This window comes from Klebsiella pneumoniae, from assembly GCF_000742135.1.
Lineage (GTDB): Bacteria > Pseudomonadota > Gammaproteobacteria > Enterobacterales > Enterobacteriaceae > Klebsiella > Klebsiella pneumoniae.
Genome location: NZ_KN046818.1, coordinates 4364679 through 4386183 on the forward strand (window position 1 = coordinate 4364679; position 21505 = coordinate 4386183).

Sequence of the window (21505 nt, forward strand, 5' to 3'; positions counted from 1 at the left end):
GCCAGGGTCAGAGATCCACGCTGTTCGGCAGGATCACAATGTCGCGTACGGTGACGTTTTTCGAACGCGTCACCATAAACAGCACCGACTCCGCCACTTCAATCGGCTGCATCAGGCTGCCGTTGGCCAGCGCTTCGTCCATTTTGGCTTTTGGCCAGTCGTCCAGCAGAGCGGTAACCACCGGGCCCGGCAGTACGGCGCCGACGCGCACGCCATACTGCGCCACCTGGCGACGAGTGGTGTGCACAAATGCCTGCACCGCGAATTTCGACGCGGTATAGACAGGCTCCCAGATCACCGGCACCACGCCCGCGATCGAGCTGGTGAAGATAATATCCCCGGATTTTTGCGCGATCAGATGCGGCAGGACGCTGCGCACGCAGCGGAAGGCGGCGTTGATATTAAGGTGCAGCACGCGGTCCCAGACGTCCGGGTCGCCCTCGGCCACCGGCCCGCCGATATAGGCGCCGGCGTTGGCGTGGAAGATATCGAGACGCCCGGTAAGCTGCAAAATGCCCTGCAGTAGGTTATCGACCTGGTCCGCCTGCATCAGGTCGACCTGCAGGGCGAAGGCGTTTTCGCCAAGTTCGGCGACCAGTTTGTTGAGCTTTTCGCCTTCGCGGTCGATCAGCACCACTTTCGCGCCAGCCCCCAGCAGGGTCCTCGCGCACTCGAGGCCGATACCGGACGCCGCGCCGGTGATCGCGGCGACTTTACCGCTGAGGGAAGTATTCATAGAGGAGACAGAGTGGTTCATTTTATAATCCTTTGCCGTGTCTGGTTAAAACTATCGAACGCGAGGGCATCACGTTCGAGGTGATAGACTAAATCTGGTAACATATTGAATATCAGCATCTTAATTCAGGCTTGCTGGCATGTTGAGGCGGTATGCGCGCGTACTTCCTGGCGTGAAAAGGATGCTCAATCGATGAAGCTATGTTGCTCTCGCTTCATCGATTGAGCAAGTGGGGAAATTAACAGCGACATGATTTTGTGACGCAAGTTGGAAAAATGAAGAAGATAACGATTTACGACCTGGCGGAACTTTCCGGCGTTTCGGCGAGCGCGGTGAGCGCTATCCTCAACGGTAACTGGAAAAAGCGCCGCATCAGCGCCAAGCTTGCGGAAAAGGTGACGCGGATTGCCGAGGAGCAGGGCTATGCGATTAACCGTCAGGCCAGCATGCTGCGCAGTAAAAAATCACACGTCATCGGTATGATTATCCCCAAATATGATAACCACTACTTCGGTTCCATCGCCGAACGCTTTGAGGAGATGGCCCGCGAGCGCGGCCTGCTGCCGATTATCACCTGTACGCGCCGGCGTCCGGAACTGGAGATCGAAGCGGTAAAGGCGATGCTCTCCTGGCAGGTTGACTGGGTGGTCGCGACCGGGGCGACCAATCCGGATAAAATTTCCGCGCTATGCCAGCAGGCGGGCGTGCCAACGGTCAATCTCGACCTGCCGGGCTCTCTCTCGCCGTCGGTGATTTCGGATAACTACGGCGGCGCGAAAGCGCTGACTCATAAGATCCTGGCTAATAGCGCCCGCCGCCGCGGAGAGCTGGCGCCGCTGACCTTTATCGGCGGGCGCAGCAGCGACCATAACACCAGCGAGCGTTTACGCGGCTTCCACGATGCGCATCGCGAGCTGGGGCTTAGCGTGCCGCAGGCGAATATTCTGGCTCCCGGCTATTCGAAAGGCCACGTTGAGGCCTGCCTGCAGGAGCGGTTTAGCAGCGAGAAGACGCTGTTGCAGGGGATATTTGTTAACTCGACGATATCCCTGGAAGGGGTTGTGCGCTGGCTGTCGCAGGTGGGTCTGACCGGCAGCGAGCAGCCGCCGATGGGCTGCTTCGACTGGGATCCTTTTGTCTACCTGCTGGGGCACGATATCGACATGGTGCAGCAGGACGTGCCGGCGATGCTGGACGCTGTTTTTTCGATTATTGACGCCGGCGAAGCCAGCCAGCAGCGGATTGAAATTCCCCCGCGACTGATGAGCAGCAGCTGAGTCGCTGTCTGGCTGTTAAACGTTACCGCGTCAGCAGCCAGCGGGCGGTATGCTCATCGGTCACCAGGCCATTGATCCAGCCGCCTTTAAGGGCGGCCAGGATCGCCGGTCGTTTATGTTCTCCACAGGCAGCGGCAATCCGCGGGCAGTGGCTCTGGCGGATATCATAGCTGGTGATCATGCGGTTGATCTCGCTGTCTACCACGTCGCCTTGCGCATCAATAAACCGCCCGAGGATTTCCCCGATGCCGCCGCGGGCGGTCAGCTCATCCATCTGCGCCTGATTGATAAAGCCGTCTTTAAAGATCGGACTTTGCGTGCCCAGCGGACCAATGCCGACAAAAATCACGTCCGCCTCTTGGGCGACGCCGGAGACGCTGCGGAATAAGCGGTTGGTGCACCACATCTCATGCTCCTCCGCGCTCTGGGCGTAGCGCGGCGCCGGCCACTGATAGTACTTGGCCTTAATTTTGCGGGTCAGCAGCAGGGGCACGTCATCGTAATAATTGCACTGCCCGTCGGCGTTCATGGCGCTGATCAGCGCCACGCAGCGGGTATTCAGGCTGTCAAAATCGATGCGCTGCAGCGCTTTTTTCAGGGTCAGGCCCGAGCCCAGACCGATAATTTTCTCTTTATCATCCTGCAGATAGCGAGCCATCAGCTGATAGCAGCCAAATGACACACTGTCGAGGGTGCTTTCTTCGCTAAAGGCGGGGACCACATTGCACTCGATCAAGCGGTATTTTTCCTGCAGCAACTGCGCATAATCGAGGCAGTTCGCTACCGGATGGTGCAGATTAATTGACACAATCCCTTCTTCTTTCGCGGCGGCGATCAGCCGTTGCACCACCGGTCTGGAGGTGCCCAGCTGGCTGGCAATCTCGCTCTGATTCTGGCCGGCGATGTAGTACATCCATGCGGCACGCACCTTCTGATCCAATCGGATATCGTCTTCTTTACTCATGGTTCCCCGCCCTAAGTTGCTGGCCAGGGCACGCAATTGGCCCGGCGAATACCCGCATTCTCGCCGTGGTTGGCATAACTGGCAAGCTTTTGCTCTTTTCTGGTCATTTGTAATTTAATTGGGTAATTGCTCTTTTGTGATCTATGGCTCTTATTTAGGTCAAATGATCAATTACAGTGGCGCCATCAACTCAAGGAGAGCAGAACATGAACAATCAATTCACATGGCTTCATATCGGTCTGGGTTCTTTTCATCGCGCGCATCAGGCGTGGTATCTGCATCGTCTGATTGCTTCCGGGGATAATCGCTGGCGCATCGCGGCGGGGAATATTCGCAACGACGCCGAGCAGGTGGTCCAGGCGCTGGCGGCGCAGGGAGGACGTTACGTCCTCGAGACCGTCAGCCCGGAAGGGGAGCGCGAATATGAAGAGATCACCTCAATCCAGAAACTGCTACCGTGGCAGGCCGGGCTACAGCCGCTGATTAACGAAGGGGCAAACCCGCAGACCAAAGTTATCGCCTTTACCGTGACGGAAGGAGGGTACTACCTGAACACTCGCCATCGGCTGGAAACCAGCAACCCCGATCTGCAGGCCGACCTGCAAGGCGAGTGCAAAACCATTTACGGCACCCTCGCGCGGATCCTGGAAAAGCGCATGGCCGACAACGCCGGGCCGCTGACCCTGCTCAACTGCGATAACGTGCGCCATAACGGCGAGCGTTTCCACGACGGTATGGTCGAGTTCCTGCAGCTCACCGGCAAACAGGCGGTGATTGACTGGATGGCGGCCAATACCACCTGTCCGAACACCATGGTGGACCGCATCACCCCGCGTCCGGCGGCCGATCTGCCGGCCCGCATCAAAGCGCAAACCGGAATTGATGACAAAGCGCCGGTGATGGGGGAGACCTTTATCCAGTGGGTAGTGGAGAACAACTTCCGCGATGTCCGCCCGAATCTGGAGGCAGTCGGCGTGGAGATGGTGGAGTCGGTCATCCCGTATGAAGAGGCGAAAATCCGTATTCTGAACGCGTCGCACAGCTGCATTGCCTGGGCGGGAACCTTAATCGGCCAGCAGTATATTCATGAAAGCACGCTGACCGATGTTATCTACGCCATTGCCGACCGCTACGTTACGGAGGACGTTATTCCGTGTCTCGGCGATAACGGCATTGATCTGCCGACCTACCGGGATGTGGTGCTTAAGCGCTTTACCAACCCCTATATCCAGGACACCAACCAGCGCGTCGCCGCCGACGGCTTCTCGAAAATTCCGGCGATGATCGCGCCAACCTTGCAGGAGTGCTACCAGCGCGGCGTCCGCCCGGAAGCGACCGCCATGCTGCCGGCGCTGTTCTTCGTCTTTATGGAGCAGTGGCACAAGGGAACTCTGCCGTATCAGTACCAGGACGGCATCCTGGATGCGCAGGCGGTGCATGAGATGTTCGAGGCTCAGGATCCGGTGGCTGTCTACGCGCGCGATAAAGCCCTGTTTGGTGATCTCGCCAACAACGCGGATTTCCTGGCGCTGATGCGCGAGAAAGTCGCCGCCGTTTACACGCTGATTAACTAAGAGGTGGCTATGTATCTGGGTATCGATCTCGGCACATCGGAAGTCAAAGCGCTGGTCATTGATGAGAACCATGAGGTTATCGCCAGCCATAGCGCGCCGCTGAGTATTCAGCGGCCTCATCCGCACTGGTCAGAACAAGCGCCGGAGCTATGGTGGGAGGCGACGGAGTACCTGATGGCCACGCTACGGGAAAAATGCGCCCAGCATTGGCCGGCCATTAAGGCGATTGGCCTCTCCGGGCAGATGCACGGCGCGGTGTTGCTGGATGCAGAGGGGCAGGCGATCCGTCCGGCCATTCTGTGGAACGACACCCGCTGCGCCGCAGAGTGCGCCGAGCTGGAGGCGATGGCGCCGGAGCTGCATCAGGTGGCGGGCAACCTGGCGATGCCGGGCTTTACCGCGCCGAAGCTGTTGTGGGTGCGCCGTCATGAGCCGCAGCACTTTCAGCGCACCGCCACGGTGCTGCTGCCCAAGGATTATCTGCGCTACCGGATGACCGGGAAGAAAGTCTCCGATATGTCGGACGCCGCCGGGACGCTGTGGCTGGACGTGGCGAAGCGCGACTGGTCCGACGCTCTGCTGGACAAGTGCGGCCTGTCGCGTAGCCAAATGCCGACGCTGGTCGAAGGCTGCGAGATTTCCGCCACCCTTGACCCGCAGGTGGCTGCCCGCTGGGGGCTGAACGCCTCGGTGGTGGTGGCCGGGGGCGGGGGGGATAACGCGGTCAGCGCCATTGGCGTCGGCGCGGTCTCGCCGGGGGATGCGTTTATTTCGCTCGGCACCTCCGGGGTGCTGTTTGTGGTGACCGATGCCTATCGTCCGGCGCCGCAGTCGGCGGTACATGCGTTTTGTCACGTGCTGCCGAACCTGTGGCACCAGATGAGCGTCATGCTGAGCGCCGCCAGCTGTTTGCAGTGGTTCTGCCGCCTGACCGGCACCACGGAGGTGGCGCTGCTGGCGGAGATTGCCGAGCTAAGCGAGGAGGATAAAGCCAACGCGCCGTTCTTCCTGCCCTATCTCTCCGGGGAACGAACCCCGCATAACGATCCTGACGCCCGCGGCATCTTCTGGGGCATGACCCACGCCAGCCTGCGCGCGCAGCTCGGCTACGCGGTGCTGGAGGGGGTGAGCTTTGGGATCAACGACGGCCTGCAGGCATTGAAAGAGAGCGGGACACCGATCGCGCAGTGCTCGCTGGTGGGCGGGGGCGCCCGCAGCCCGTTCTGGGCCCAGCTGCTGGCCGATATTCTCGCTATGCCGGTGGTGACCCACAAAGGCGGAGAGACCGGAGGCGCGCTGGGCGCGGCGCGGCTGGCCTGCCTGGCGGCGGGCAAACCCATTGCCGCGGTGTGTGAAAAACCGGAAGTCTGGCAGACCTGGCGTGCGGATCCCATTCGCCACCACACCCTGATGCAACGCTACGCGCAGTTTAAGGCCCTGTATTTAAACGATCTGCACTATCGACAGCACTGATTTTCATCATAACCGCCGCTTCGTTGCACGTCGCGGAGCGGCCACCCTGTACCCTGAAAACGAGGTCATTATGTCTATCAATAATAAACAGTGGCTCGGTTTACCCCTGAACCTGCTCTGGGGATACATCGCCATTGCCGTATTTATGACCGGCGACGGTTTTGAATTAGCCTTTCTGTCGCACTATATCAAAGCGCTCGGCTTCTCTCCGGCGGAGGCCTCCTTTGCCTTTACCCTCTACGGCCTGGCCGCTGCGCTGTCGGCGTGGATTTCCGGCGTGGTGGCGGAAATTATCACCCCGCTGAAAACGATGATGATTGGCTTCGTGCTGTGGTGCGTATTCCACGTGCTGTTCCTCGTTTTCGGCCTCGGTCACGCCAACTATGCGCTGATCCTGCTTTTCTACGGCATCCGCGGCTTCGCCTATCCGCTGTTCCTCTACTCGTTTATCGTGGCGATTGTCCATAACGTCAAAAGCGACAACGCCAGCTCGGCCATCGGCTGGTTCTGGGCGGTGTATTCCATCGGCATCGGGGTCTTCGGCAGCTATATTCCGAGCTTTACCATTCCGCACATTGGCGAAATGGGCACCCTGTGGCTGGCGCTGGCCTTCTGCCTTACCGGGGGCGTGATTGCCCTGGTTTCCCTGCGCCATATTCAAACGCCGCAGCATATGCAGAATCTCACCACCCGTGAGAAGTTTTCCGAGCTGGGACGCGCCGCGACGCTGCTCTATACCAACCGCAATATTCTGCTGTCGAGCATGGTGAGGATTATCAATACCCTCTCGCTGTTCGGTTTTGCGGTGATTATGCCGATGATGTTTGTCGATGAGCTGGGCTTCAGCACTTCAGAATGGCTCCAGGTATGGGCAGTCTTCTTCTTCACCACCATTTTCTCTAACGTGCTGTGGGGGATCCTCGGGGAAAAACTGGGCTGGATGAAGGTGGTGCGCTGGTTCGGCTGCATCGGGATGGCGCTCTCCAGCCTGGCGTTTTACTACATTCCTCAGCACTTTGGCCATAGCTTTGCGATGGCGCTGATCCCCGCCATCGCCCTCGGGATCTTTGTCGCCGCCTTCGTGCCGCTGGCGGCCGTGTTCCCGGCGCTGGAGCCGAAGCATAAAGGCGCGGCCATTTCGGTCTATAACCTGTCGGCGGGGATGTCGAACTTTCTCGCGCCGGCGATTGCCGTGGTGCTGCTGCCGTTCTTCAGCACCATCGGGGTGGTGATCGCCTATACCGCATTGTACGTGGTGGCCTTTTTCCTCTGCGCCTTTATCCGCGTGGAGCAGCCGGGGTTCTCCCACAAGGAAGCAACCGCCCGCGAGCAGGTTGAATTCTCGTAGGTACTGCGGCTGGCATGCGCTTCATGCCAGCCTTAATGAGGTGAACGAATGAGTATGCAGGCGGTTATTTTTGACATGGATGGCGTGATTATTGATTCCGAGGCGCTGTGGCGTCAGGCGCAGATTGACGCCCTCGCGCAGTGGGGGGCAACGGCGAGCGTTGCTGAATGTGAAACCCTGACCAAGGGCAAGCGCCTCGACGACATTGCCGGCACCTGGTGCCGCTATTTTCAGCTTGATCTCGCTCCACAGCGGCTTGAAGACGCGATCCTGCAGCGCATCACCCGTCTGATTGCCGCGAAAGGCGAACCGATGCGCGGGGTGCAGGAGGCGTTACGCTATTTTCGCGAAGCGGGTTATAAGATTGCGCTCGCCACGTCATCATCTCGTCAGGTTATTGCCGCTGTGCTGAACAAGCTTTCGCTCTGGCACTTTTTTGACGCGATCTCCAGCGCGGATGATGAACCACGCGGCAAACCGCACCCGGCGGTGTACCTCACGACGCTGCGGAAGCTCAATCTCAACGCCAGCCAGTGTCTGGTGATTGAGGATAGCTTTACCGGCTTTTGCGCGGCCCAGTCGGCGGGGATTGCCACGATAGTGATTGCAGAAGATAGCCAGCACGCGCGTTTTCAGGCCGCCGCTGGCCGCTATCAAACCTTACCTGAACTGCTGGAAGCGCTTAGCGCGGAGCCAGCGGCGGCGGTTTAAGTCAGCCATTTGTGGGCGCAGACATTCCCGGGATGTAGCTGGTCGGTTAATCTTTTCTCTGCGCTCACGCCCTTTTTTCTCCTGGTCGATCTGCCTCACATTTCGCTCATCTTTTGTGAAAACAGTCACGTCTTGTTGTGCCAATGCCCAAATTTATGGCCTTGCTTAGCGGTGTTTGTCCGAGGCACTACTACGAAGTTGTGCTTAGATTATATATTGAAACGTATTTTCAATAATGTGAAACCGCTTTGCCGATCTGCTTATGTCGATCGGATTTGGCCGTGATAAGGACCGAGCATGAAAATTGAATCTGTAAATGTCACCGTTTTCCAATATCCCACTCGTCGGGTTTCCGACAGCGCCGGGCACTCCCATCCGGGGGTTGAAAGCATGGCCAAAATGGCGATGCTGACCATCACCGCTGATGATGGAGCGCAGGGCTTTTCGTTTGCTCCTCCGGAAGTCGTGCGCCCGTTCGTGGTGAATACTTTTTTTCGCAAAGTGCTGGTGGGACAGGACCCGTTTAACCGTGAGCGTATCTGGCAGGATCTTAACCACTGGCAGCGCGGCAGCGCACATCAGCTAACGGAGCGCGCGCTGTCGTTTGTTGAACAGGCGCTGTGGGACCTGATCGGCCGCAGCCTTAAGATGCCGGTTTATAAGCTGCTCGGCGGCTATCGCGACACTGTCCCGGCTTACGGTAGCACCATGTGCGGCGACGATCTGCCGGGCGGCCTGTCGACCCCGGAAGAGTATGCCGCTTTTGCTGAGAAGCTGGTCGCCCGCGGCTACAAGGCCATCAAACTGCACACCTGGATGCCGCCAATCTCTTTTGCGCCCAATCCCAAAATGGACATTAAAGCCTGCGCGGCGGTGCGCGAAGCCGTAGGGCCGGATATTGACCTGATGATTGATGGCTATCACTGGTACAGCCGCGCCGAGGCGCTGTGGATCGGCAAAGAGCTGGAAAAACTCAATTTCGCCTGGTTTGAAGAGCCGATGGAGGAGGATTCGATGTCTTCCTATGCGTGGCTGGCGGAAAACCTGTCGATTCCCATCGTCGGGCCGGAGAGCTTCGGCGGCAAGCACCACATGCGCGCCGAATGGGTGAAAGCCGGGGCCTGCGACATTCTGCGCGCCGGCGCTAACGGCGTGGGGGGGATTACACCGACCATGAAGGTGGCGGCGCTGGCGGAATCTTTCGGCATGGATTGCGAAGTCCACGGCAACGGAGCGGCAAGCCTGGCGGTGGTGGGCGCGATCCGCAACTGCCGCTGGTACGAGCGCGGCCTGCTGCATCCGTTCCTCGACTACGATGAACCGGCGGCCTATCTCAACAGCATTGTCGACCCGATGGATGACCAGGGATTTGTGCATTTGTCACAACGTCCGGGTCTCGGTGAAGACATTAATTTTGCGTATATCGAAGCCAATACCGTTAGCCACGACTGATTTAAAAAAATAAATACCCGATGGCGCTGCGCTTATCGAGCCTGCGGCCCGGTAGACCGGATAAGCCGAAAATGCCGCCATCCGGCAACATGTACCCTACAGTACAGGCAAACAGAGATATGAAAAAAACCTCCTTACTGGGAGCGTGTATTCTCGCGCTCGCCATGTCGATGGGGAGCGGGGAGGCGGTGGCGAAAACGCCGCCCGACCAGCTGATCATCGGCATGAATATGAATAACCTGCTCACCCTTGACCCGGCGGCGATGACCGGTAACGAAGTGGTGGGGATCGTGGTCAACCTCTACGACTCGCTGGTGGAGCTTGACCCTGAGCAGCTCACCACCGTCAGGCCCGCGCTGGCGAAATCCTGGGATATCAGCCCCGACGGCAAAACCCTGACCTTTCATCTGCGCGATGACGTTAAGTTTCACTCCGGCAACCCGCTGACCGCCGCCGACGTCGTGTGGTCAATGCGGCGCATCCTGCACCTCAACCTGGCCCAGGCCTCAGTATGGAAATCCTATGGCTTCAGTAAGAAAAATATTGACAGCCAGGTCAGCGCGCCGGACCGCTTCACGGTGCAAATCGTATTACCCAAAGATAACGATCCGCAGCTGGTGATTTACTCGCTGGCGGCGCTGGGCAACCTCGGAGTGCTGGACAGTAAAACGGTGCAAAGCCATCAGCAGGATAACGACTGGGGTAACCGCTGGCTAACCACCCATGAAGCCGGTTCAGGGCCGTTTATCCTCGAAACCTGGCAGGCGAAAGATGTGCTGCGCATGAAGCGCAACCCTGACTACTGGCGCGGCGAGGCGAAAATGAGCCGCGTGGTACTGCGTCATTTCCAGGAGTCGCAAACTCTGCGCCTGATGATCGAAAAAGGCGACCTTGATATTGCCAACAATATGGCGGTTTCCGATATCAACGCCCTGCGCAGCGATCCGCAGCTGACCGTCGATGCGGTGCAGCGCGGCACCATGTACTACGTGGCGATGAGCATGAAAGAGGCGCACTTCGCCAATCCGAAAGTGCGCGAGGCGGTGCGCTTTCTGATTGATTACCAGGGTATCAATAAAGCGCTGATGCCGGGCTATGGCGTGCTGCACCAGCGGCCTATCAAAGCGGGAATGCCGTCCACGCTACCCGATCCCGGCTACAGGCTGGATGTGGCGCGGGCGAAAAAGCTGCTGGCGGAAGCGGGATATCCCAACGGCTTTGATACCACGCTGCGGGTACTCTCCGATCAGCCATTTCTTAACATCGCTATCGCCGTGCAGTCGACGCTGATGCAGGCGGGGATTAACGCCAAAATCATCACCGGCACTGGTAACCAGATCTACGGCGCAATGCGCGAGCGTAAATTTGACCTGCTGGTAGGTCGCGGCGGCAGCGGGATGGAGCCCCATCCGCACTCCAGCCTGCGCGCGCTGGTCTATAACCCGGATAACAGCGATAAGGCGCGCCTGACCAACTTCCAGGGCTGGCGTACCGGTTTTTACGACCCGCAACTGAATACGATGATTGACCAGGCCCTGCTGGAACGCGATCCGCAAAAACAGGTGGCTGACTACCAGGCCATCCAGACACGCTACGACCAGCTGGTTCCGGCTTTAATTCCGCTTTCGCAGATGGTTGATTCGGTCGTCGTGCGCAACGAGGTACGGGAGTATCAGCCGCACCCCTCCGCCACCACTTTTCTGCGTGACGTCTATAAAGTCCGCGAAGGAGAGAAAGGATGAGTACCGCAATCCTTGCGCCCGGCTCACGCGGCCGGCGCTTATCAAAACGGCTACTGCAGGTGGTGATTACACTGTTCGGCCTGCTGCTGCTGACCTTTACCATTGGCCGCGTCATGCCCATCGACCCGGTGCTGGCGATTGTCGGCCCGGATGCTGACCAGAGTACCTATCAGCAGGTTTACCAGCAGCTGGGGTTTGATAAATCGCTGACCACCCAGTTTGGCATCTATTTCGTCAACCTGTTGCACGGCGATCTGGGCAACGCGCTGCTGACCGGGAAACCGGTGGTGGACGATATTATCCGCGTCTTCCCGGCCACCATGGAGCTGGCAACGATGGCGATTATTGTCGGCGCGGGTCTTGGTATTCCGCTGGGCGTGTTGGCGGCGGCGCGGCGCAATAGCGTCTCCGATTATGTGGTACGCATTATCAGCCTGGCGGGCTACTCGACGCCGATCTTTTGGGTCGGGATGATGGGGCTGCTGGTGTTCTATGCCTGGCTTGGCTGGGTAGGCGGCGCCGGGAGGGTAGATCTCGGGCTGGATGGTGTGGTGCCGCGCCGCACCGGGCTGATGACCGTTGATGCGCTGCTGGCCGGCAACGGCCAGGTGTTCTGGAACGCCATTAATCATCTGATTCTTCCCGCCTCGCTGCTGGGTTTTCACTCGCTGGCTTATATCAGCCGTATGACCCGCAGCTTTATGCTGGCCCAGCTGTCGCAGGAGTTCATTATTACCGCCCGGGTGAAAGGGCTGACCGAGCGCCAGGTTATCTGGAACCATGCGTTTCGTAACATCCTCGTGCAACTGCTGACGGTGGTGGCGCTGGCCTACGGCGCGCTGCTGGAAGGCGCGGTGCTGATTGAAACCGTCTTCTCATGGCCGGGGTTTGGCTCCTACCTTACCGGAAGCTTGCTGCTGGGCGATATGAATGCGGTGATGGGCTGCGTGCTGCTGGTGGGGGTGATCTTCGTGATGCTCAACCTGCTCTCCGACATGCTGTATCAATTCTTTGACCCGAGGACAAAATCATGACCGTTTCTCTGGATTCGCCGCTTTCGGGTGGTGCGGGCGAAGGCCGTCAGCGGCTGCAACGCGCGGCGGCGCGGGCCGTCGGGTTTATCGGCAAAATGGCGCGCAATCCGCTCACGGCCATCGGCGGAGGAATTATCTTTCTGCTGCTGGTGGTGGCGATTTTCGCGCCGCTGATTGCGCCTTATAACCCGCTGGTACAGGACCTGAATAGTGCGCTGGTCGCGCCGAATGCGCAGCACTGGTTCGGCACCGATGAGTTTGGCCGGGATATCTTTAGTCGCCTGGTGTACGGCTCCCGCATCACGCTCTATATCGTGCTGCTGGTCTCGGTGACCGTCGGTCCGCTCGGACTGCTGCTGGGCGTCAGTGCCGGCTATTTCGGCGGTAAAGTCGATATGGTGCTGATGCGCGTCACCGATATTTTCATCTCCTTCCCGAGTCTGGTCCTGGCGCTGGCGTTTGTCGCCGCTTTAGGACCGGGGCTGGAGCACGTGGTTATCGCCATCACGCTGACCGCCTGGCCGCCGATTGCCCGTCTGGCGCGCGCCGAAACGCTCTCTCTGCGCCAGGCTGATTTTATCTCCGCCGTGCGTCTGCAGGGCGCTTCATCGGCCCGCGTCCTCTGGCGCCATATCGTGCCGCTGTGTCTGCCCTCGGTCATTATCCGTATCACCATGAATATGGCCGGGATCATTCTGACCGCGGCCGGCCTAGGCTTTCTCGGCCTCGGCGCGCAGCCGCCAGAGCCGGAGTGGGGAGCGATGATCTCCAGCGGGCGCACTTATATGATGGAGTGCTGGTGGGTCGTAACCATTCCGGGGCTGGCGATTTTGATCAATAGCTTAGCGTTCAACTTCTTAGGAGATGGCCTACGTGACATCCTCGATCCCCGTAGTGAATAATGCACCGCTGCTCGACGTGCGCGATTTGTGCGTCGACTTTGTTAACGGTAGCGCGGTGACCCACGCCGTGCGCGGCGTCTCCTTCCAGCTGGGGCATGAGAAGCTGGCCATTGTCGGCGAATCCGGTTCGGGTAAGTCCACCGTTGGGCGCGCGCTGCTGCAGCTGCATCCGAAAAAGGCCCGCGTCAGCGCCAGCCGGATGCAGTTTGCCGACCTCGATCTGCAGCATCTTAGCGAAGCGCAGATGCGCGGCGTACGCGGCAAACGTATCTCGATGATTATGCAGGATCCGAAATATTCGCTGAATTCGGTGGTCTGCGTGGGTAAGCAAATCGCCGAGGCTTGGCTTACTCATCATCCCGGGCGCAAAGATGAGGCGAAAGCCAGGGCGCTGGAGATGCTGGAGGTGGTGCGTATTCGCCAGCCGGAGCGCGTTTATCAGCTTTATCCGCATGAAATATCCGGCGGACAGGGGCAGCGCATCATGATCGCCATGATGCTGATTACCGACCCGGAGCTGATCATTGCCGATGAGCCCACCTCCGCGCTGGACGTGTCGGTGCGCCTGCAGGTGCTGGGCCTGCTGGATGACCTGGTTCAGTCGCGCGGGCTGGGGCTGATTTTTATCAGCCACGATATCAACCTGGTGCGCAGCTTCTGCGACCGGGTGCTGGTGATGTACGCCGGACGGGTAGTGGAGTCCATCGCCGCTAAAGATCTCGATAACGCCCGTCACCCCTACACTCAGGGATTGATTAACTCGCTGCCGGATATGCAGCATCGTCGCCCGATACTGCCGGTGCTGCAGCGTCAGGCCAGCTGGTTAACGGATTAAGGAGCGGATAATGATTGAAGTTCAACATCTCAACCTCGCGTTTGGCGAGGGGGAGAAGCGTAACCAGGTGCTGTATGACGTCAGTTTCCACGTTAAGCCCGGCGAGATCTACGGTCTGGTAGGAGAGTCCGGTTCCGGTAAAACGACGGTGCTCAAGTGCCTGGCGGGGCTGTTTACCCACTGGCAGGGGGAACTGACCATCAATGCTCAGCCCTTAGGGCATGAAATTAGCCGCGAGCGCTGCCGTCAGGTGCAGATGGTATTTCAGGACCCCTACGGATCGCTGCATCCCCGTCACACCATTGGCGATATCCTCGAAGAGCCGCTGCAGATCCATCGTATCAACGACCGCGACCGGCGGATCAATGTGCTGCTGGATAAAGTTGGCCTCAACCGCGCCTTTCGCGAGCGCTATCCGCATCAGCTCTCCGGCGGGCAGCGGCAGCGCGTGGCGATAGCCAGAGCGCTGATTCTTGAGCCTCAGGTGCTGCTGCTGGATGAGCCGACGTCGGCGCTGGATGTGTCGGTGCAGGCTGAGATCCTTAACCTGCTGGCGGAACTGCAGCGGGAGGCTAAGCTCACTTACCTGATGGTCACCCACGATCTTGGGGTTATTGCCCACTTATGCCAGAAAGTGGCGGTAATGCAGTACGGGAAGATCCTCGAAACCCTGACGGTCGATGCGCTGGTCAGCGGCCAGGCGCAGACGGCCTATACGCAGATGCTGGTTAACGCCAGTCGGCAATATACGCGCGAAATGGCGCGCGAGGTGGCGGAATACTAAGCTTTATGGCGCATTGTCTCACGGCAGATGCGCCCATTTTAATAAGTAACTTTTTGATGTTATGGTTTTTTTTTGTGATTGTGGGTATCGTCTATTAATGTAAGCGCGGTGTTTGGATCGATATCCTGCCCAGGTTTTTTCCCTGCAGCCGCAGGTGCCGTTTTACCTTAACATTCAGAGGCTCAATCAACGAACCCGGCTGCTGTATACCAGCCGGGCGCCGTCTTTGCTTTGCGAAGCCTGATCAGCGTAGCAGCGGGCAGTCGGGCGGCAGCCGGCAGCGCAGGGCCGCCGGTAACAGCTCCATACGGAAGGTTTTGCCGCTGAGCGGCTCGCCGTCGAGGTTAAAGGTCATCTCATGGGGCGCGGTTATTTCAAACCACGAGGAGACACCGTCAACAATATTCGGCGAGTTTTCCGGATTCGCCAGGGTGCTGAACAGGGCAGGGATCAGCTCTTCGCCGGTGAAAATGCGCAGATGCAGCAGACCATCGTTAATCAACGCCTCCGGGCACAGCTGCTGGCCGCCGCCGGCCTGGCGGCCGTTGCCGATGCCGATGACCAGCGCATCGCCCTGCCAGTGAAAGTTCTCCCCGCGGATCTCGCAGCGGTCCGGCTTCAGGGTATCCATGCGCATCAGACCGTGGATTAAATAAGAGACACCGCCGAGCGCGGCCTTGAGTTTTTCCGGCGTTTCGGTGGTGATCCGGGTGCCGAACCCGCCGGTCGCCATATTAATAAAGCCGGTTTTATCATTCACCCGGGCGATATCTATCGGCACATCGCGGCCGACGATCGCCAGCTTGAGGGCGCTGGCCAGGTCCTGCGGAATACCGACGCTGGTGGCAAAGTCGTTAGCCGTGCCCAGCGGTAAAATCCCCAGCGCCATCTTGCCGCCGCGCTCCACCAGCGCGGTCGCCACTTCATTAATGGTGCCATCGCCACCGCCGGCGATCACCGTTTCAACGTTCAGCTGCAGGGCTTCATCGATAAACCGAGCGGCATCGCCCTTTTCCCAGGTCACGCGGACGTGAATATCAATCCCTTCATCGCGTAACAGGTTAACCGCTTCGCGTAGCTGCGGTTCATTGGCACCTTTGCCGTTAAGGATCAGTAAGCTGGCAGGAAACGTAGACATCATCAAGGGAACCTTTATTGCTCAATGTTGCATAAAGTGTACCGCATGACGAAAGCGAAGACCGGAGGAGAGGCAAAAAAATAAGCCCGCGTAAGGGAGATTACGCAGGCTAAGGAGGTGGTTCCTGGTACAACTAGCATTTATGGGTTATGTTTTTCAGCGAAATGGATGATACCTGTTTCGATCGAAACGGTATGTGATCCGATTCTAATATCCTTACATCGTGAAAAAATAACGCAAATTAACTAGTTACCATGCGGATTTCTGGTTGTTTGACCAGTAAAGTTGCGCATCAGCAGGGCATACTGCAGGGGCAGGTCGTCCGGCACAGGCAACCAGACGGTATAGCCATCGCCCGGGGCCACCGGCATGGTTTCGCCTTTGCCATTCTCCATATGCTCAAGGGTGAAATTGACGTTACCCTGCGGGGTCATCAGCTCAAGGCTGTCGCCGACGCTGAACTTATTTTTGACCGCCACGGCCGCCAGCGGGCCGTTACGCTCTCCGGTGAATTCGCCGACAAACTGCTGGCGCTCGGAGACGGAGTAGCCGTACTCGTAGTTCTGATAATCGTCATGGGTATGGCGGCGCAGGAAGCCTTCGGTGTACCCGCGGTGGGCCAGCCCCTCCAGGGTCTCCAGCAGGCTGGTATCGAACGGTTTGCCGGCGGCGGCATCGTCGATCGCCTTGCGGTAAACCTGAGCGGTGCGCGCGCAGTAATAGAAGGATTTGGTGCGGCCTTCGATCTTCAGCGAGTGAACGCCCATCTGGGTCAGACGCTCAACGTGGGCGATAGCCCGCAGATCTTTCGAGTTCATGATGTAGGTGCCGTGTTCGTCCTCAAAGGCGGTCATGTACTCGCCCGGACGTTTGGCTTCCTCAATCATAAAGACTTTATCGGTCGGCGCGCCGATGCCGAGGGTGGGCTCCACGGTCTGCACCGGGATCGGCTCATATTTGTGGACGATGTTGCCGACGTCGTCCTCTTTGCCTTCCGCCACGTTGTATTCCCAGCGGCAGGCGTTGGTGCAGGTCCCCTGGTTTGGGTCGCGCTTGTTGATATACCCGGAGAGCAGGCAGCGGCCGGAGTAGGCCATGCACAGCGCGCCGTGGACGAAAATCTCGATCTCCATCTCCGGCACCTGGCGGCGAATCTCTTCGATTTCATCCAGCGACAGTTCACGCGACAGGATCACGCGGGTCAGCCCCATCTGCTGCCAGAATTTGACCGTCGCCCAGTTGACGGCGTTGGCCTGCACTGAAAGATGGATCGGCATCTCCGGGAAGTGTTCCCGCACCAGCATGATTAAACCCGGATCGGACATGATCAGCGCGTCCGGACCCATCTCCACCACCGGCTTCAGATCGCGAATAAACGTTTTCAGCTTGGCGTTATGCGGGGCGATGTTGACCACCACATAGAATTTTTTACCCAGCGCGTGGGCTTCATTGATGCCGAGCTGCAGATTTTCGTGATTGAATTCGTTGTTACGCACGCGCAGCGAGTAGCGAGGCTGACCGGCATAAACGGCATCGGCGCCATAGGCGAAAGCGTAACGCATATTCTTCAGCGTTCCCGCCGGGGAGAGGAGTTCTGGTTTAAACATGGTGTTCTCGTTCTGATGACAGGTCAGATTCGCCGCACCTGGTGCGGCGAGTTGGGGAGTGTCCCCACATTAAGGGCGGGCATTGTAGCGCCGCGGCGAAGGGGAGTAAATATCAGATAGGTATCTTTCAGTATGGCTAATTTGTTTGCCATTTTGAACCTGGGCAGTGCTCACACTGACAGCGTTAATAACGTCTGGTGGGATAGGCTCTAGGGAGTTCCCCGGGTTGCGGCGTAAACGCCTTACCCGGGCTACGGATTGCAGATGGCGGTGAACGTGTAGCCCGGCGAAGCGCAGCGCGAGCCGGGAAAAGGCTAACTACGACAGCCGGCAGGCGTCCGCTTCCCAGCGGTAGCCAACGCCATACACCGCGCGGATAAACGACTGCTCGGCGTCCAGCGCCTCCAGCTTGCGCCGCAGGTTCTTGATGTGGCTGTCGATGGTGCGATCGGTGACTACCCGATAATCGTCATACAGATGGTTGAGTAGCTGTTCGCGGGAGAACACTTTGCCCGGCTCCTGGGAGAGGGTTTTCAGCAGCCGGAACTCGGCGGGAGTGAGGTCCAGCAGCTTGTCGCGCCAGGAGGCCTGAAAACGACCTTCGTCGACAATCAGCGGGCTCTGGGCGTCCAGCGCCTGCAGATCGCGCTGCGGTTTGCAGCGGCGGAGGATGGTTTTTACCCGGGCGACCACTTCCCGCGGGCTGTAGGGCTTGCAGATATAGTCGTCGGCGCCTATTTCCAGCCCCAGCAAACGGTCGATCTCTTCGATTTTCGCCGTCACCATCACCACCGGAACATCGGAGAAGCGGCGAATTTCCCGGCACAGCGTCAGACCGTCGGTACCGGGCAGCATCAGATCCAGCAGGATCAGGGGCGGCGGCGTCTGGCGGACGTAGGGCAGGACCTTGTCGCCGTGGTTAATCAACGCAGGCGCATAGCCGGCGGCCTGCAGATAATCAATCAGCAGTTGGCCGAGCTTCGGTTCATCTTCCACGATAAGGATGCGTGGGGTGTTTTCATCTACAGGCAATTCAGTCATACGTCTCTCGGTAAATCATGTTCCAGAGGTAACTCAACTTTAATGCTAACCCCGCCAAAAGGCGAATGGTCGGCACGCAGGGTGCCGCCGTGGGCCGCTACGATATTGAGGCAAATCGCCAGTCCGAGGCCGGAGCCGCCGCTGGCGCGGTTGCGCGATCCTTCCGCCCGGTAAAAGCGTTCGCACAGGCGGGCCAGCTGCTCATCGCTGACGCCGGGGGCGCTGTCGGCGAAGTCAATCACCAGCATCCGGCCGCTGCGGCGGGCGGTGATGTGCAGGCTGCCGCCGCTGTCGGTATAGCGCAGGCTGTTCTCCAGCAGATTGTTGAAGAGCTGCATCAGGCGGTCGCGGTCGCCGAAGATCATCGCCTGCTCCGGGAGCGACACCTGAATGCTTAGCTGCCGGCTGGCGAAGCGCTCGCGAAAAGCGCCCGCCGCCACTTCCAGCAGGGTGATGATATCCAGTGAGGTTTTCTGGTAGGCCAGCGCCCCCTCGTCGGACATCGACAGCTGATGGAGGTCGTCCACCAGCTTGGTGAGAGTAGCCACCTCGGCCTGCAGAGAGGGAATCGACTCGGGGGTAAAGCGCCGGACCCCATCCTGAATCGCCTCCAGCTCGCCGCGCAGCACGGCCAGCGGGGTACGCAGCTCATGGGAGATATCGGCCATCAGATCGCGACGCATCTGCTGGTTGCGCTCCAGGGTGCTGGCGAGCTGGTTAAAATCCTGCGCCAGGCGGCCGAGCTCATCGCCGCCGGTCACCGTCACGCGGGTGGAAAAGTCGCCCGCCGCCAGCTTATGGGTGCCTTCCACCAGCCGCTTCACCGGCGCCAGCAGACCGCGGGCCAACGGGAAAGTGGCCAGCGCGGCAAGCAGGGTGGCAAGGGCGACAATCAGCCAGCTGGTGCGCTTTTGCTGCCGGTCGAAGTTAATGTCGGTATTGCGCGTCAGCCGCTCTACCGGCGAGGCGATCACTTTGCCCACCTCCGCGCCGTTGACCACGATGCTGCGCTGGGTACCATCCTCCGGGACGCGCTCTCGCGGCCCCACCAGCACGCGCCCCGACTGATCCACCACCCAGAACATGGTGCGCCAGCCGTGGGGCGGCATTTCCGGCCTCGGGCGCGGGCCGTCAGGGGGGCCATCCGGCGGCGGCCCGTCCGGGGCGGCGTCCGGCTTCATGGCGTGCCCCGGCGGCGAGCGGTCGTCATTATCCCGTTCGAAGGTGCGCAGCAGCTGGAAGATAAAGCGGTCATTGTTGCGCAGAAACGCCCAGCTGCCATGCTGGGCATACTGCTCGCTCAGCGCGTCGCTGAGCATGGTTAAGCGCTGCTCATTGCCGCGCTTGATATAGTCGATAAACCCGCGTTCAAAACTGATACGCACCGCCCAGTGCATGCTGATCAGCAGCACGATGCAGGTGGCGAATATAGCGAGGAAAAGCTTGCCGGTAATACCCGGGCGCCAAAATTTCACGATCCACTCCTGTTGCGTCGACGGAGGACGGTATTGCTGCCGACGTCATCCGGTACCCGGGAAAAGATGAGCGCCGGCAGGGCGATGATCGCCGCCATGCTCAGATAGGTGTAGAGAAAGACCTGATGGGTGCTGGCGGCGTCGAGGCTCATATGCTGCTGGCCATACAGCCCCAGCAGCAGCCCGGCGATGGTCACGCCGATACTCATCGACAGCTGCATCACCATCGACAGCAGGCTGTTGCCGCTGCTGGCCAGATCGTCCGGGAGATCTTTCAGCGTCAGGGTATTCATCGAGGAGAAGCGGCTGGCGTTGATCATCCCCTGCAGAAACAGGACCAGCGGCAGCACGTAATACCAGCCGGCCAGGGCGCTAAACATAAACAGCAGGCTGACCGCCGCCAGGCCCAGGGTGCTGGCGACAAGCACCCGACGGTAGCCAAAGCGGTTGACCACTTGGACCACGATCCGCTTCATGCCCATGCTGCCGAGCACCATCGGGATCATCATCAGCCCGGCGTGAAAGGGGGAGAAGCCGAGGCCGATCTGCAGAAACACCGGGGTCATAAACGGCAGCATGCCGCTGCCGATGCGTCCCGCGAAGCTGCCGCCGAGGCCGAGAGAGAAGGTGCGGTTGCGAAACAGGTTAAGGCTAAACAACGCCCGGGCGTTACCGCGGGCGTGCCACAGGTAGAGCAGCAGGGCGCAGAGGCCGACGGCCACCAGCCCCGCCAGCCAGGCAGGGGAAATGCCGAGCCCTTTCTGGCCGTCGAGCGCCAGGGTCAGGGTCGCCATTCCGGCGGCCAGCAGCAGAAAGCCAGAGAGATCGAAGCGCCGGGTCTGCATGGTGTAGTTGGGCATCAGACAGAGGGTGGCGATCGCGCCGACGATCCCCACCGGGATATTGATGAGGAAGATCCAGTGCCAGGAGGCGTACTCCACCAGCACCCCGCCCAGCGCCGGGCCGAGCAGCGGGCCGACCTGGCCCGGCAGGGTGACGAAGGTCATCGCCGCCATATACTGATCGCGCGGGACGATCTTCATCACCGTCAGGCGGCCGACCGGCACCATCATCGCGCCGCCGACCCCCTGCAGCACCCGCGCCATCACCAGCTGGTCGAGGGTGCTGGCCTGGGCGCAAAACAGCGATCCGGCGGTAAACAGCACGATGGCGGTGAAGAAGATATTGCGCACCCCGACCCGGTCGGCCAGCCAGCCGCTGGCCGGCAGCATCACCGCCACCGTTAACACATAGGAGACGATAATCATATGCATATGCAGCGGACTCTCCCCGAGGCTTTTGGCCATCGAGGGGAGGGCGGTGTTAACGATGGTGGTATCCAGCGACTGCATAAAGAAGCCGAACGCCACTATCCATAGCTGCCAGCGCACGCTGGCCGGGAGGTCTGTCAT

The 21505-nt window shown here is 59.4% G+C and carries 18 protein-coding genes; 11 read left to right on the forward strand and 7 right to left on the reverse strand.

What is annotated here, in order from left to right; translation table 11 throughout:
- Nucleotides 1-7: 7 nt before the first annotated feature.
- A complete protein-coding gene (locus DR88_RS05095) occupies nt 8-757 on the reverse strand; it encodes an SDR family oxidoreductase (protein WP_004180592.1) in 750 nt (249 codons plus the stop codon).
- 254 nt (nt 758-1011) lie between these two features.
- On the opposite strand from DR88_RS05095, the gene DR88_RS05090 reads away from it, so the two are divergent.
- Nucleotides 1012-2013, forward strand: a complete 1002-nt coding sequence (locus DR88_RS05090) for a LacI family DNA-binding transcriptional regulator (RefSeq protein ID WP_004149066.1) — start codon at nt 1012-1014, stop codon at nt 2011-2013.
- A 22-nt stretch (nt 2014-2035) separates the two neighbouring features.
- Here DR88_RS05090 and DR88_RS05085 read toward each other — a convergent pair whose 3' ends face one another.
- A complete protein-coding gene (locus DR88_RS05085) occupies nt 2036-2977 on the reverse strand; it encodes a sugar-binding transcriptional regulator (protein ID WP_002912679.1) in 942 nt (313 codons plus the stop codon).
- A gap of 206 nt (nt 2978-3183) precedes the next feature.
- On the opposite strand from DR88_RS05085, the gene dalD reads away from it, so the two are divergent.
- The 10 genes from dalD (at nt 3184) to DR88_RS05035 (ending at nt 14832) form a co-directional block, all read left to right on the forward strand.
- Nucleotides 3184-4551, forward strand: a complete 1368-nt coding sequence (gene dalD / locus DR88_RS05080; protein ID WP_004184846.1) for a D-arabinitol 4-dehydrogenase — start codon at nt 3184-3186, stop codon at nt 4549-4551.
- A gap of 9 nt (nt 4552-4560) precedes the next feature.
- Nucleotides 4561-6024: a xylulokinase gene (gene xylB / locus DR88_RS05075; RefSeq protein WP_004149064.1), complete on the forward strand. Its 1464-nt coding sequence runs from the start codon at nt 4561-4563 to the stop codon at nt 6022-6024.
- A 70-nt stretch (nt 6025-6094) separates the two neighbouring features.
- Entirely contained in the window at nt 6095-7372 is a 1278-nt protein-coding gene (gene dalT / locus DR88_RS05070) for a D-arabinitol transporter (protein WP_002912654.1), read from the forward strand.
- Between the two features lie 48 nt (nt 7373-7420).
- Nucleotides 7421-8083, forward strand: coding sequence for an HAD family hydrolase (locus DR88_RS05065; protein WP_004175126.1), 663 nt, complete (start codon nt 7421-7423; stop codon nt 8081-8083).
- A 297-nt stretch (nt 8084-8380) separates the two neighbouring features.
- A complete protein-coding gene (locus DR88_RS05060) occupies nt 8381-9535 on the forward strand; it encodes a mandelate racemase family protein (RefSeq protein WP_002912648.1) in 1155 nt (384 codons plus the stop codon).
- A 119-nt stretch (nt 9536-9654) separates the two neighbouring features.
- A complete protein-coding gene (locus DR88_RS05055) occupies nt 9655-11277 on the forward strand; it encodes an ABC transporter substrate-binding protein (protein WP_004899473.1) in 1623 nt (540 codons plus the stop codon).
- Nucleotides 11274-12311: an ABC transporter permease gene (locus tag DR88_RS05050; protein WP_004149062.1), complete on the forward strand. Its 1038-nt coding sequence runs from the start codon at nt 11274-11276 to the stop codon at nt 12309-12311. The genes DR88_RS05055 and DR88_RS05050 overlap by 4 nt, the downstream gene beginning before the upstream one ends.
- Nucleotides 12308-13213, forward strand: a complete 906-nt coding sequence (locus DR88_RS05045) for an ABC transporter permease (RefSeq protein ID WP_002912641.1) — start codon at nt 12308-12310, stop codon at nt 13211-13213. The genes DR88_RS05050 and DR88_RS05045 overlap by 4 nt, the downstream gene beginning before the upstream one ends.
- On the forward strand, nt 13185-14048 hold the full coding sequence (locus tag DR88_RS05040) for an ABC transporter ATP-binding protein (RefSeq protein WP_032444047.1): 864 nt from the start codon (nt 13185-13187) through the stop codon (nt 14046-14048). Before DR88_RS05045 ends, DR88_RS05040 begins: the two co-directional genes overlap by 29 nt.
- A 10-nt stretch (nt 14049-14058) precedes the next feature.
- Nucleotides 14059-14832 (forward strand): ABC transporter ATP-binding protein, encoded by a 774-nt coding sequence (locus DR88_RS05035; protein WP_024264506.1) that lies wholly within the window; start codon nt 14059-14061, stop codon nt 14830-14832.
- Nucleotides 14833-15076: 244 nt separating this feature from the next.
- Here DR88_RS05035 and yegS read toward each other — a convergent pair whose 3' ends face one another.
- From yegS to DR88_RS05010, 5 genes are all read right to left on the reverse strand, one after another.
- Nucleotides 15077-15973, reverse strand: coding sequence for a lipid kinase YegS (gene yegS, locus DR88_RS05030; protein WP_004151134.1), 897 nt, complete (start codon nt 15971-15973; stop codon nt 15077-15079).
- Nucleotides 15974-16215: 242 nt separating this feature from the next.
- Nucleotides 16216-17577 carry a prephenate-dependent tRNA uridine(34) hydroxylase TrhP gene (trhP, locus tag DR88_RS05025; protein WP_004144192.1) on the reverse strand — a complete coding sequence of 454 codons (1362 nt, stop codon included), beginning with the start codon at nt 17575-17577 and terminating at the stop codon, nt 16216-16218.
- Nucleotides 17578-17895: 318 nt separating this feature from the next.
- On the reverse strand, nt 17896-18618 hold the full coding sequence (baeR, locus tag DR88_RS05020) for an envelope stress response regulator BaeR (RefSeq protein ID WP_025862095.1): 723 nt from the start codon (nt 18616-18618) through the stop codon (nt 17896-17898).
- On the reverse strand, nt 18615-20093 hold the full coding sequence (gene baeS, locus DR88_RS05015; protein ID WP_004149058.1) for an envelope stress sensor histidine kinase BaeS: 1479 nt from the start codon (nt 20091-20093) through the stop codon (nt 18615-18617). Before baeS ends, baeR begins: the two co-directional genes overlap by 4 nt.
- Nucleotides 20090-21505, reverse strand: a complete 1416-nt coding sequence (locus DR88_RS05010; RefSeq protein ID WP_004149057.1) for an MFS transporter — start codon at nt 21503-21505, stop codon at nt 20090-20092. The genes baeS and DR88_RS05010 overlap by 4 nt, the downstream gene beginning before the upstream one ends.